The 12,389-nt window shown below is 39.4% G+C and carries 12 protein-coding genes and 1 pseudogene; 7 read left to right on the forward strand and 6 right to left on the reverse strand.

Annotated elements, in window-relative coordinates; genetic code table 11:
• Positions 1-125: 125 nt before the first annotated feature.
• A complete protein-coding gene (locus tag PN471_RS00545; RefSeq protein ID WP_271775232.1) occupies positions 126-290 on the forward strand; it encodes a hypothetical protein in 165 nt (54 codons plus the stop codon).
• Positions 291-400: 110 nt separating this feature from the next.
• On the opposite strand, the gene PN471_RS00550 is transcribed toward PN471_RS00545, so the two are convergent.
• Positions 401-2,974 (reverse strand): M1 family metallopeptidase, encoded by a 2,574-nt coding sequence (locus tag PN471_RS00550; protein WP_271775233.1) that lies wholly within the window; start codon positions 2,972-2,974, stop codon positions 401-403.
• A 694-nt stretch (positions 2,975-3,668) separates the two neighbouring features.
• Here PN471_RS00550 and PN471_RS00555 point away from each other — a divergent pair.
• The 3 genes from PN471_RS00555 to PN471_RS00565 all read left to right on the forward strand — a co-directional run bounded on the left by PN471_RS00555 (position 3,669) and on the right by PN471_RS00565 (position 6,113).
• Positions 3,669-5,327, forward strand: a complete 1,659-nt coding sequence (locus PN471_RS00555) for a DUF3352 domain-containing protein (RefSeq protein WP_271775234.1) — start codon at positions 3,669-3,671, stop codon at positions 5,325-5,327.
• 263 nt (positions 5,328-5,590) lie between these two features.
• A complete protein-coding gene (locus PN471_RS00560) occupies positions 5,591-5,863 on the forward strand; it encodes a BrnT family toxin (protein ID WP_271775235.1) in 273 nt (90 codons plus the stop codon).
• Complete coding sequence (locus tag PN471_RS00565) at positions 5,847-6,113, forward strand: BrnA antitoxin family protein (protein WP_271775236.1); 267 nt, start codon at positions 5,847-5,849, stop codon at positions 6,111-6,113. Before PN471_RS00560 ends, PN471_RS00565 begins: the two co-directional genes overlap by 17 nt.
• A 261-nt stretch (positions 6,114-6,374) precedes the next feature.
• Here PN471_RS00565 and PN471_RS00570 read toward each other — a convergent pair whose 3' ends face one another.
• Positions 6,375-7,589, reverse strand: a complete 1,215-nt coding sequence (locus PN471_RS00570) for a DUF790 family protein (protein WP_271775237.1) — start codon at positions 7,587-7,589, stop codon at positions 6,375-6,377.
• A complete protein-coding gene (locus PN471_RS00575; RefSeq protein ID WP_271775238.1) occupies positions 7,519-9,075 on the reverse strand; it encodes a DEAD/DEAH box helicase in 1,557 nt (518 codons plus the stop codon). Before PN471_RS00575 ends, PN471_RS00570 begins: the two co-directional genes overlap by 71 nt.
• Before the next feature lie 152 nt (positions 9,076-9,227).
• Here PN471_RS00575 and PN471_RS00580 point away from each other — a divergent pair, with 152 nt between their 5' ends.
• Positions 9,228-9,356 carry a hypothetical protein gene (locus tag PN471_RS00580; RefSeq protein WP_255539984.1) on the forward strand — a complete coding sequence of 43 codons (129 nt, stop codon included), beginning with the start codon at positions 9,228-9,230 and terminating at the stop codon, positions 9,354-9,356.
• Positions 9,353-9,469: pseudogene (locus tag PN471_RS00585) on the forward strand (adenylate/guanylate cyclase domain-containing protein); the annotation flags it as partial. The gene PN471_RS00580 and the pseudogene PN471_RS00585, both read left to right, overlap by 4 nt.
• Here the strand turns inward: PN471_RS00585 and PN471_RS00590 are convergent.
• The 3 genes from PN471_RS00590 to PN471_RS00600 form a co-directional block, all read right to left on the reverse strand.
• Positions 9,444-9,884 (reverse strand): HNH endonuclease, encoded by a 441-nt coding sequence (locus PN471_RS00590; RefSeq protein ID WP_193962242.1) that lies wholly within the window; start codon positions 9,882-9,884, stop codon positions 9,444-9,446. The pseudogene PN471_RS00585 and the gene PN471_RS00590 sit on opposite strands and share 26 nt — an antisense overlap.
• Positions 9,884-10,285, reverse strand: a complete 402-nt coding sequence (locus tag PN471_RS00595) for a hypothetical protein (RefSeq protein WP_271775239.1) — start codon at positions 10,283-10,285, stop codon at positions 9,884-9,886. Before PN471_RS00595 ends, PN471_RS00590 begins: the two co-directional genes overlap by 1 nt.
• A 161-nt stretch (positions 10,286-10,446) precedes the next feature.
• Positions 10,447-10,695 carry an HNH endonuclease gene (locus tag PN471_RS00600; protein WP_271775240.1) on the reverse strand — a complete coding sequence of 83 codons (249 nt, stop codon included), beginning with the start codon at positions 10,693-10,695 and terminating at the stop codon, positions 10,447-10,449.
• Between the two features lie 154 nt (positions 10,696-10,849).
• Here PN471_RS00600 and pstS point away from each other — a divergent pair, with 154 nt between their 5' ends.
• Complete coding sequence (gene pstS, locus PN471_RS00605; protein WP_271775241.1) at positions 10,850-11,896, forward strand: phosphate ABC transporter substrate-binding protein PstS; 1,047 nt, start codon at positions 10,850-10,852, stop codon at positions 11,894-11,896.
• The last annotated feature ends 493 nt before the right edge of the window (positions 11,897-12,389 follow it).

Raw genomic sequence — 12,389 nt, forward strand, 5'->3', positions numbered from 1 at the left:
TGCAGCCTACAAAACAAAAAACAAATCTCAAAACCAAAGAACCGTGGGGCGCACGGTCTTAAAGCTCAGTTAATGTCCTCATAGAGGAGTCACTGAGAAGCCCACACTCACCTGAAAGGGAGTGTGTGGAGTACGTCACTGTATGGCAACCAGAAGAAGTAGTCCGCGCAGGCAGACTTTGTTTGTGTAGCCGCGTTCGCCCTTGGCGTGGCGAAGCAATATTCTATTCGCCAGGGACTAAGTTGACACCATTAAGCACTGCTAAACCCTCACCTCATTACAATGCCTAAGTCATAAGTAGTCGGACAAAATTAAATTCACTCGCTGAGAGAGGGAACTCTTAACTCTTAACTGGGAACAGAAAAATCAATTGTGTAATTAATTCTGTCCCATTACTTATTTACTTTGATTTCGCTTCCAGATTTTCCAAACGGCTTTTCAATTCCTGATTTTGCTGTTTGATTTGATCAAGTTCCTCACGTAACTGCTTCAGGGTTTTGTCTGTGCCGATGTTCTTTTGCACCTTACTGACTTCCTCTTCAGCATAACGACGGACTCGTCCATCTGCGGTTTGATTGGCTAAAGATTGCAAAATACCGATCGCTTTTGGAGTTTCCATTTGTCCCAAGGCTGTTAAAACAGCTACCTGGGTTAAAAAGAAAGTCTCTCTGGCAATTTCCGCTAACCGATCTAAAATCCTTTCTATATTAGCAGGAGTTTGACCAGTGGATATCTTGCCTACTGCGCGAATTGCGGACAGGCGTAATGGTTGCGGTATTCCAGATTTCGTGTATTCCAGGAGTAAATTTAAAGCCGTTTCTGAAGATTTGAACTCAGCTAAACCAGCCACAGCCCCACTACGGACAACTTCATTCCAACCTGCCCGTTCTTCTAACACAGATTTGAGTAACTTGATTACTTTGTCTTCATGGGGTTTATCTTCCAAATGCGCTGCTGCGATCGCCGCAATAGTTCGACAAGCCGCAGCTTCTACATAGTAGCTGGCATCGCCATGTTGGACAAAACTTTTCACAGCCTTATAACTATTATGAGTTTTAATTTGCGATAAAGAACTAATTACGGCCCGCCGCACAAAGGGACTAGGATCATTTAAGCCAACGACTAAACCATCAAAAGCCTGATCTAGTTGAATTTCTGCCAATTCTTTGGCAACTTCGACCCGTACACCCCAAAAAGAATCATTTTTCAAAGCTGAGGATAGGGCAAGAGTCGCTTCTAATCCGCCTTTTTTCGCTAAAGCTGCTGCCGCATAAATGCGGGAAATAGGATGAGGATCAAATTCTAACTGGGCTTTTAATTCGGAAATTGGGTATTCTAAAGTGACAGTTTTCAGGTAATTATTACCAACATCAAAGCTAATAAAATCAGGCTTTTGTGTTAGCGGGAAGTAAAAACTTTGTTCTTTTTCATGGACTCGAACTGTAAAAGTTGTCAGTTGGGGATTCTCTTTATATCCAAAACCAATGGGAATTCTCAGATTAAATAAATCCTTACTATCGGCTTTAGCTTGGGTTTGGGTGACAGTCACCTTCCCTAAATTTGCGTCACCATCCCAGGCATAAGCTACTTTAAAATCAGGATGACCACCACGATAGACATATTGATCAAACAGGAAAGCTAAATTGCGGCCTGTGGCTTTTTCAATCGCTCTTAATAAGTCTATCGTTTCTACAGTTTGGTGAGCGTTGTCCTGGACAAATGTTTGGATAGCTTGCCAAAATAACTCATCCCCCAATTCGGCGCGAATCATGTGATAAACACAAGATCCTTTTTCATAAATGTGGCGATCGTAAAGTTCGATCGCTTCCCGATAAACATGAGTTACCATTGGTCTACGGTAGCGACTACTATCTTCACTGAAATAACTCCGCGCTTCCGACAACCGATAATATGCAGCGTCTTGGTCGCCATATTCCCGTTGGGTCCACATTACCTCCGAATAGGAAGCCATCCCTTCCTTAATCCAAGCATGAGACCAATGTTTAATCACCACCAAATCTCCAAACCATTGGTGTGCGAGTTCATGGACAACCAAACTTTCGGTATTGCGATTATCTAATATTGCCCGTTCATCTAGTAAACAGCGGTCAGTGAGGAGAGTCGTGGAAGTGTTTTCCATACCTCCAAAAATAAAATCATCTACACAAACTTGGGCATATTTGGGGAAAGCGTAGGGATAACCATACTTTTCGCTCAAAAATTCGATCATTTGGGGAGTTTTGCCCATGCTGCGTTTAGCATCTGCTTCTCGTCCCTTTTCGACGTAATAGGTAACAGCTTTACCATGCCACTCGTCCCGAATTTCGGCAAAATCCCCCACTGCCAATGTCATCAAATAGGTAGGATGAATTTGTTGTTGGGACCAATGGTAGGTTGTGTATTTTGCCTCTTCTACGGTGTCAATGAGTTCACCATTGGAGATAGCCACTAAGGGTTGAGGAACACGGACGCGAATTTCTGATGTTGATAACTGTCCAGGGTAGTCGAAACAAGGAAACCAATAGCGAGAATCTTCGTCTTCTCCTTGTGTCCAGACTTGGGTGGGTTTGTGGGGGTAGTGTTTGTCTGGTTGGATAAAGTAAATACCCCGTTGGGGTTTTTCGGCGGCGTAGGCGATCGCAATTAACAACCGATGACCAATTTCTGTAGGCTGTGATAGGTAAATACAAAGCTGTTCGCCATCATATTCAAACTTTTGGGTAACTTCGTTTATCTGTACTGACTCAATCTTCAAATTGACAGCATCCAAAGTCAACCTATCAATCCCATTCCGCACTGGCAATAGGCGAATACTACAACTTCCGTAGCAACTTTGGTTCGGGATATCCAAATTCAGATCCAGAAAAATATGTTCTACCTGTCCAGGTCTGTCAGGGTTATAGTGTGGTTTTGCTCCCGGTAATTCAAACCGCTTGTGTCCGGTTTTTTCAGTATCGAAATAAAACTGCAACATTTATTATTTCTAGCCTTCTAATCCTAAAACATTTAATGGGATGTAAGTCATACAAATAAGGAATTGTAGCGTAGTATGACATTTTTTGTCTGTTGGATTCTGGTAACGCCGGCGCTAACTGAATCTACAGATTGATAAAGATAATTTAGCTACTGTTAGCACACTCAAGAACCTCAGTATGCAACTCTTCTCTGCCTCTGTTTAAGAGGATTTTCATCCGTCCTCCATGATTATTGAGTACAAATACCACTAATTTTCCATATAGTTTTAGAATAACCGGGAGGTGACAAATTGACTATTGTTTTCAAAGGGATAAAATATCGTTTGCGGATTCAGTCTTGACTATAGTGGAGTATTATTTAAACCCCATTACAAATCTTTGCTGATCATAAACCTGCAATTATATCAGTAAATACCGTAAAAACAGCGGAAATTAGTGATAAGAAAGAATTCAAACCTCAGAATTCATGAGAGTTAAGTTTTTTCACAACTTAATTGTAAACTGTCTCTAGGAGTAGTGTATGTCCAACCCTTTGATACTCAATATGCGATATCCACTGATATCAACGAAACTGACAAAATCCGCAAAATATACTTTTTTTGATGAATTTTTGCCTAGATAAATTTCCCTAACCGCCAATGAGCATTTCATTAAAATTGTTACATAATTTACAACGATAAGGAGTATTTACTAGTGTCCGCTAAAAAACCATCATTTTTAGTCCCTGTAATTGGTACTGCTGTAATTATAGCAGGGGGCATAGCAGCTTATATGTACCTCAAGGGTGGTGCTAGTAGTTCTAGCCCTTTAGGTAGTGCTAAATTAGTACCTGCAACTGCATTAATGGCAACTTATATTGACACTAATCCTGAATCTTGGAATAAGTTGCAACAGTTTGGTACACCGGAAGCGCGGAAATTACTAGGTAAAGAGTTTCAAAACTTCAATCAACAAATGTTGAATGATAGTAAGACCTCCTACGAAGCAGATATTAAACCTTGGGTTGGTGGAGTAATGATTGCGGTACTACCACCAGAGGCAAAGAAAGTATCTCAGGACAACTTTCGCGGATCCGAAACACCAAATTATTTGTTGGTAGTGGGGATTAAAGATCAACTAGCAGCTTTGAAATTTGCGAATAAGTTGAAAGATCAAAAAAACGTCAAAATTCAGGAATCTGACTACAAGGGTCAGAAAATTATCGAATCTACAGGTCAAGGTCAACCGACTTATGTAACGGTTGTGAATAATGACTATTTGCTTTTAACATCCAGTAAACAAGCTGTAGAAAAAGCGATTGATACCTATAAAGGCGAACCTTCTTTTGTCACTAAAGAAGGTGCAAATGATCTTCTCAGCAAAGGTGTGGATGTTAAGAATAGTTTGGCACAAATTTATGTCCCTGATTATGCCAATATGATCCAACAATTAACGGCATTTAATCCTCAATCTAAACAATTACCCCCACAAACTCTGGCGCAAATTAAGCAAGTCAAATCATTAACAGCAGGGGTAGGAATAGATGATGCCGGCTTGCGATTAAAAGCCATTGTGAATTTAGATCCCCAACTAAATAAATTCCAATATCAAGCTACTCACGCCAAAATTGTGGGACAATTTCCTAGTGAAACTTTGGCTTTAACTAGTGGACAAGGTATTAGTAAAAGCTGGGAAACTTTTGTGGAACAGTCCAAAGACTATCCTGAATTAAATCAAGGAATTCAACAAGCGCGGACTCAACTAAAACTCCTGCAAATTGATTTAGATAAAGATATTTTTGGCTGGATGAATGGCGAGTTTGGTTTAGGTGCAATTCAATCTAATCAAGGTTTATTAGCTAAGGTAGGTTTTGGTGGTGCGTTAGTATTGGATACGAGCGATCGCAAAACTGCCGAAGCTACCTTCACCAAACTCGATAATTTTGCCAAACAGCAATCTCTCAATGTCGCTCAAAGAACCATTGGTGGTAAAAATGTCACAGAATGGCAAATCCCCCAACAAGGCGCTCTAGTGGCACATGGTTGGCTCAATAATAATACAGCATTTGTGGCTATTGGTGGACCCGTTGCGGAAACACTAGCAAATCGCCAAGGTGCAGCACTTGATCAAAGTGATACCTTTAAAACTGTTACAGGTTCTTTACAAAAACCCAATGCTGGTTATTTCTATTTAGATATGGACAAAACCAAAACCATAATTGAGCGTGTATCCGCTCAAAGTCAACCTTTACCTGCGGACGCTACCGCTATTCTTGATTCTATTCGTGGTGTTGGCGTGACTGTTAATAGTCCTAGTAAATCTCTAACTCAAATGGAGATGTTGTTATCTCTTAAATCTAGTCAAGGGAAGTAATATTCTTTTGTGAATTTTCTTCACGCAGAGGCGCAGAGAGTAGTTTGTAGGGTGCGTCAGACCCGATAATTTGGTAAGAAAACAGATATCTTCTCTCTGACGCACCTTATTCAGTGGGGTGGTTTACGCTTTTCCTAACTCCTGACTCCTCTATGGAATAAGATTTATAGAATAATTGACCGCAGGATAATTCCAACAATACCTGCGGAATCTGGGATTTAAGGGATTTAGACATAATTCTCACAAATACATATAATATATGTATGCAAGTTGAATGGAATCCTGAAAAAGCTAAAAGCAATTTACAAAAACACGGAATCAGTTTTTCTGATGCTGAGGCCGTGTTGTTTGATCCTTATGCACTTTCTTTTGAAGATCAATCAGCACAAGGTGAACAGCGATTTATTATTATGGGGATGGATCACCTTTGGCGGTTGCTAGTAGTAGTCTATACCTATCGAGGTGATAACATTCGCTTAATTTCTGCCCGTCCTGCTACTCCTAAGGAGAGACGTGAATATGAAACCGGAATATGATTTTGATCAGGCTAAACGGGGTGCGATCATTCCACAACAAGGTAAAACTCGTATTACCATCTATATTGATGATGATATTTTGGAAGCGTTTAGACAAAAAGGAGACACTGAAGGCAAAGGTTATCAAACAATGATGAATCAAGCTTTACGAGAATATCTTGATCAAGCCAAACCCCCCTTAGATGAAGATACACTACGGCGAGTTTTTCAAGAAGAACTGCGGGCTGTAACTTTTGTTAGTTCACTTTGATCACTCCTCTATAATATAATTAAAAAATTAAAATAATTAAACTCATAACTTCCGAGTTTGTAGTTTGTAGAGTGCGTCAGACCCGATAACTAGACATCTGGTAAAAATTATCCTAGGGACAATTCATGAATTGTCCCTACAAGGGTTTCAGGTTATGCACATTTAATTACCACCAGATGTCTATTGTATTGCCTTTTGCCAATTACCAATTACCCATTACCAGCCTCAACAGATATGATAAGTGTTCAAACGAACATGATGTTATTCCATGACGGCTAATACGGATTTTGGTAAGAGTTTTTCTTTAAACCAAATTATTCTGGCGGGTACGTTATCTAATTTGATTCCGGCTTTTTCTAGGTTCAATCTTTCGGAAATTGCTAAAATTAAGTTATCACAATTTGCCTTTCTTACTTGAGCAAATTTCTTTTGTAAATATTCTGGTCGCCAATAACCGACAATTTCTAAAATAAACACCCTTCCGTCTGGATGAACTAGCCGAAAATCGGGAATCATTACACTACCAGGAATGGGAATTAAATCTACTTCTCGTTCTAATATCCAACCACTTTTTAAAGCATCCCATTTACTGGCAAATGATTCCTCTAACATACTATCATAGGGTTTGCCGGGAGGATAGTGGGAAACTAAGCCACATTCTGAATTGAGGGTGAAACGTCCGGTTTTCCATTCGTTTGTGTAAAAATCACGAGTTTTTAAGGTTGCTGATAAACTCCATTTGGTAACATGAAGTAAGGCGGGAATTAGTTTGGCTATGGCTAAACCGTAGCGGGTGCTGGGAGTAAATAAACTTGTCGGTCCATCTACACTAATTGTGAAACCATGATCAGCATCACCTTCAATATAAGCCATTAATTGAAATAGCTTTAAATAACGAAATAAGAGTTTATATTCTCCGGGAACATTGCGATGAGCATTTAATACTAATTGACTAGCTTTATAAAAAATTCCCTGGACTTGAGATAAGTTATAACGATCTAAAACTTCTTCTGGTTTAGGAGTATCAAAAGTGGTTAATATTTTATTTTCCGATAAATCAGCATAAAGTCCATTTTTGATTTGAGCAGGTAAAACTTCTTGATTAAGTTCTTGAGTTAAATCATCAGCAATTTTATTTAAAATCATATCAGTTGATTCTTGACTAGCAACGGATTTTGCTGCTAATGCAAATACTTTTGCTCTTAACATGGGTGGTTCGAGGGGACTAACTATTTCAAAGGTGCAAAAACCACTTTTGAGAATATAAGCTAAACCTCGTTTCATCCGGTAATCTGTGGTATCTCCTTCAAAGTCTGCTAATTGACGTTCTAGTAATCCTTGAGTTTTCCCGACTGCTTCCTGAAAGAAGTTAATTAATTCAGTCGCTAAACTCAAATGTTTTTGATCAAGTTTCAGTCTTTTTGGGATAATTTCTTCGCCGTTTTGGCGGTGTATCAGTAGGTCTGTTGGTAACATCTTTCTTTTCTGGGGAATAATTAATTTCTAATTGTTCTGCTGCTTTTAAATCGCTTTTCTTTCCAGTTCCATAAATAACTTGTAAATTTGCTTTTTGCGGCTTGTCTTCCTGATCGTTATTTTCCCCTCTCCGTCTGGCGGAAGTTCCTTCTTCGCCAGTGTCTTCGGCGATAACTTCATAGAGAATTGCTTGTTTATTTGCTAAATTTCCTTTGCGTAATATTCTCCCTAAACGTTGAATGTATTCCCTGGTTGAACCTGTTCCTGATAAGATAATGGCAATGGTGGCTGCGGGGACATCAACACCTTCATTTAAGACATTGGAAGCAACTAAGGTATTATATTCACCTTCCTTAAATTTCGTTAAAATTTCATGTCTTTCTTTAACTGGAGTTTGATGAGTAATTGCGGGAATTAATAAATCTTGAGAAATGCGATAAACTGTGGCATTATCAGCGGTGAAAATTAAAATTCTTTCAGGATGATGGGTAGCTAATAGGTCTACAAGTACGCGGATTTTCCCATCTGTACCTAAAGCAATTTCCTTGGCTTGACGATGGGATAACATGGCTCTGCGTCCAGCTTGAGAACGCGCACTCATTTGTACAAACATTTGCCAACCTTGCAAACTTCCTAAAGATATTTTTGATTGCTTTAAAAAATCATTGCGAGTTTGAATTAACTGATTATATTTTTCTCGTTCTAATTGGGATAATTTAACCTTAATTTGCACAATTTCATGAGCAGCTAAAGCTTTTCCGGCTAAATCTTCAGCGCATTTGCGATAAACTTCTTTACCAATGAGGATATCTAAATCAGCGTGTTTTCCATCTGTGCGTTCTGGGGTTGCGGACAGTCCTAACCGATAGGGTGCGATCGCATATTCGGCAATGACTCTGTTAAAATCTGTAGGTAAATGGTGACATTCATCAAAAATTATTAACGCATATTTATTACCCAAACTTTCTGCATGAATAGCCGCACTATCATAGGTAGCAACTAAAATCGCGGTTCTATCCCGTGAACCACCCCCCAGTAAACCCACTTCTGCATCCGGAAAAGCCGCCACTAAATGAGCATACCACTGGTGCATTAAATCCAACGTGGGGACGACAATTAATGTCGTGCGGGGTGTAGCTTGCATCGCCATTTGCGCCAAATAGGTCTTTCCCGCCGCCGTAGGTAATACAACTACTCCCTGTCGTCCTAACCGTTTCCAAGCCGCTAATGCCTCATTTTGGTGGGGATAGGGTGTCATTTCTAAACTAGCAACCAAATCCAAGGGATAAAAAGCCTTGGCTTCATCAATAAAATCTGTGGCTTCAGCTTGGAGTGCTTCCACTAAGGAACGGTATCTAATTGCGGGAATTCGGAATTTTTCTACCCTATCATCCCAGGTTGCATAGTCTATCCATGTTTTACTTCGTGGTGGTGGGTGTAAAATTAACGTACCACGATCAAAAGTTAATGTCGGGTGACGAGCCATTTATTTTTTCTTAGTCCGGTGACACTGATTTAACTACTCATAACGCAAAATGAGCATGATGATTAATATCAATGTCGGTTCTTCGGTACTTGTTATACTAGTTAGCCGAAACTCATAGTATAGAAAAAATTAAGACCATCGGTGATGCTTATATGGCTGTCGCTGGTTTATCTAATTATCGCAGTGATCATGCCCTGGCGATCGCCAATATGGCATTGGATATGCAAAAATCTGTACTTAAGTTTAATCAAAAAATACCCCGTCTTTTCCGATTCGCATGAGTATTAGTACCAGACCAGTTGTAGCAGGAGTGATTGGATTGAAAAAATTTGCTTATGATTTGTGGGGTGATCCGGTAAATACAGCCACTACTTATCATCTTTTACCTTCTCTGGTGGATGTAAATTTGCGCCAAACAATACACGACGTAAATTCACAACACCAGCACGATTTAAACGTAAAGCTTCAACAGTTGCTCGACCACAGGGTGTTTTACCAATTACCTGTGTAAAATCATCACTCCATTGAAAATGCTCACTCCAAATTTGTAACCGGGGATTATACAATGCTATTTTTTCTCCCGTTTCTGGATCAATTGCCTGTGTTTTAGTATGTTTATAACTATTACACCCAAAACAACTCCAAGCAATATTTTCTAAAATTGTTTCACCACCAGCTTGTCGGGGTTTTATATGTTCAATAGTAAAGCTTTGTGTGGCAAATTGTTCCGAGCAATAACAATACTCACAATAACCACCCGCACGAGCAGCAACAATACTCCTAGTTGATTCGGGAACTCGTTCTGACATTAGAAAATACTAATATTTGTGGGCAAAAACTCATTAATCAAAAGTTGCAAATCAACTCCACGCATTTGAGCTAATTGAATTAATGCTTCTGCACGTTCCCCATCTTGTTTTTCAATCAGTTCAACATAAATTAATAACTCTTGATGCTCTGTTTTTGTAATTTCTTCAGTTTCATTTTGCTGACGCAAATAATTCAATCTCTCTTGTTGTTCAGCAGACAAATGCCGTTGAATAATTTGAATTAAATCAGTTTCTCTAGTTTTATATGTCTTTGTTTCTGATACCTGTAAAGCTTGATGAGAAAGAGATTCTAAGAATTCAACAGCTTTAACTAAAGATTCTCCCGGTAATTGTTCCAGAAGTGCAATTGCCCTTTGACGAATTTCTGTAGGTGCAGTCATACTCAATCTGACCTCATTTATATATAGCTTAGATTATAAATCTGGCTCTAAACTAAAATTTATTGCCTAATTTCAATAGAATACAATACCCACGACCGTACAAACATCACAAATAGACTTGCAATACCTTACCTACATAATCCAAAATTTACCAGATTTTGTCAATGTGCGCGATCGCTGTTGTAATTTAGATGCCAAATTGTGATTATTTTAGAATGTTCCTGTTTGTGACAAGCATGATGCAAGTGCTGTAGGTTTTCAATGCCGTCTTGTCCACCTTGAGCAACGGGAACTATGTGATGGGTGTTTAATTCCTCTCCATTGAATAAAGGTTCACCACAGATAGGACATTTCCAATTTTGGTTTTGAGCGATTTTATACTTCCAAGAGTTTTTCTCCCAGTAGCTCAACCAGTGAATTTAATTTTGTCCAACTACTTAAAATTAAATGTTCAAATTTAAACATATTTTGCTGCTTTCTTAATCTCCTCTTAACAATTTGATGTCAGATTAAGACCAGAATGTGATTCACTATGCAAGTATTTCTGAAAACGTAAGAGGCAGTATGGCTTTTTTATCCACCATTTTGAATCGTGTTGTTGCCACTTCAGTCATAACTGGGGCTGTTGCATTAAGTCCAATGTTGAGTGCGATCGCTCAAACTCAAACTTTAACTTTAAACGGTGCTGGAGCAACCTTTCCCGCTCCTTTGTACGAACGTTATGCTCGTGAAATTAGAAAGAAGCACCCCGAATTAAAAGTTAACTACCAAGCAATTGGTAGTGGTGGTGGTATTCGTCAAACCATTGCGGGAACGGTTGACTTTGGTGGTAGTGACGCAGCGATGAAAGATGAGGAAATCGCTAAAGTTAAAAATGGTGTAATTTTAGTACCCACTGCGGGTGGTGCTGTTTCTGTTGTTTATAATTTACCTGGTGTCAACAAACTGAGATTATCTCGTTCCACATTACCAGCAATTTTCTCTGGAAAAATTAAAAACTGGGATGACGCGAAAATTAAAGGGGATAACCCCGGTGTAAACCTACCAAACAGCCCAATCAAATTTGTAGTTCGCGCTGATGGTAGTGGTACAACATTTATTTTCACCAACCATTTAAGTTCTATTGATGGTTATTTCAAAGGTAGAGTTGGGGCTAACACCGCTCCCAAATGGAATTTACCAAACGTTCTCAAAGGTAAAGGTAATCCTGGCGTAGCAGCTTTAGTGAGAAGCACCCCTGGATCTATTGGTTATGTTGAATATGACTACGCTACCAAAAACAAACTAAGTTCAGCGGAAGTCCAAAATAAAAAAGGAGAATTTGTCGCTCCTTCTTTAGCATCTGCGAACTCAGCCTTATCAACAGTGAAATTCCCTGATAACTACCGCGTATTTATTGGCGATCCAGGACAAGGTTATCCCATTGTTGGTTTAACATGGATGATGGTTTACAAACAGTATGCTACTCCTGCTAAAGCTGAAGCTGTTAAGAAATGGATTAACTGGGTACTCAAAGACGGTCAACAGTACAATGATGACCTCAACTACACCAAAATTCCTGGTGATGTTGTGAACCGTGTTTTACAAACAGTTAATAGCACCGTTAAGTAATTTTTACCTAAGTAGGGTTTGCTGAAAAAACGTAAAACGTCAACGAATCAAAGGTTTGAGGTTGATAAACAGGAAAATAAGTGGAAGGTTCTTGAGGGGGTAGTACCAAAACGGAGCATTTTACCTCTAATAAACTTAAAAGTTTGGGGATGACAGATACCTGAAACTGTCCCCGTGGCGTAGCACCTGTCACCTCCCTTCACTAGAAGACTTATTCAGCAAGCCCTAAGCATTCAGCCGTTATGTATCAGCTTTCAATGTTGAAATGTAGGTAATTAAAACTTGCTTTTATTTACCTGACTATTTCCGGTTTTAGCTGGTTTATGACGGCTGTGCGCTTACATCTAAGAGAATGTTTGAAAAGTTTCCGGCGATTAGAAATCGCTACTACACAAACAAAGTCCACCTGCGTGGACTAACGAGAAATCAAGGCTTTTGAACCCACGAAGGTGGGTTTCGTCTGTGTAGCTGCGACTTCTAGTCGCCCTTGCAA

Origin of the sequence: Aphanizomenon sp. CS-733/32 (assembly GCF_028330045.1) — a bacterium.
Classification (GTDB): Bacteria; Cyanobacteriota; Cyanobacteriia; order Cyanobacteriales; family Nostocaceae; genus Dolichospermum; species Dolichospermum gracile.

Coding starts and splice junctions, on each gene's coding strand:
- PN471_RS00550 (WP_271775233.1), bottom strand. CDS start 2,974: ATGTTGCAGTTTTATTTCGATACTGAAAAAACCGGACACAAGCGGTTT.
- PN471_RS00560 (WP_271775235.1), top strand. CDS start 5,591: ATGCAAGTTGAATGGAATCCTGAAAAAGCTAAAAGCAATTTACAAAAA.
- PN471_RS00565 (WP_271775236.1), top strand. CDS start 5,847: ATGAAACCGGAATATGATTTTGATCAGGCTAAACGGGGTGCGATCATT.
- PN471_RS00570 (WP_271775237.1), bottom strand. CDS start 7,589: ATGTTACCAACAGACCTACTGATACACCGCCAAAACGGCGAAGAAATT.
- PN471_RS00575 (WP_271775238.1), bottom strand. CDS start 9,075: ATGGCTCGTCACCCGACATTAACTTTTGATCGTGGTACGTTAATTTTA.
- PN471_RS00580 (WP_255539984.1), top strand. CDS start 9,228: ATGGCTGTCGCTGGTTTATCTAATTATCGCAGTGATCATGCCCTGGCG.
- PN471_RS00590 (WP_193962242.1), bottom strand. CDS start 9,884: ATGTCAGAACGAGTTCCCGAATCAACTAGGAGTATTGTTGCTGCTCGT.
- PN471_RS00595 (WP_271775239.1), bottom strand. CDS start 10,285: ATGACTGCACCTACAGAAATTCGTCAAAGGGCAATTGCACTTCTGGAA.
- pstS (WP_271775241.1), top strand. CDS start 10,850: ATGGCTTTTTTATCCACCATTTTGAATCGTGTTGTTGCCACTTCAGTC.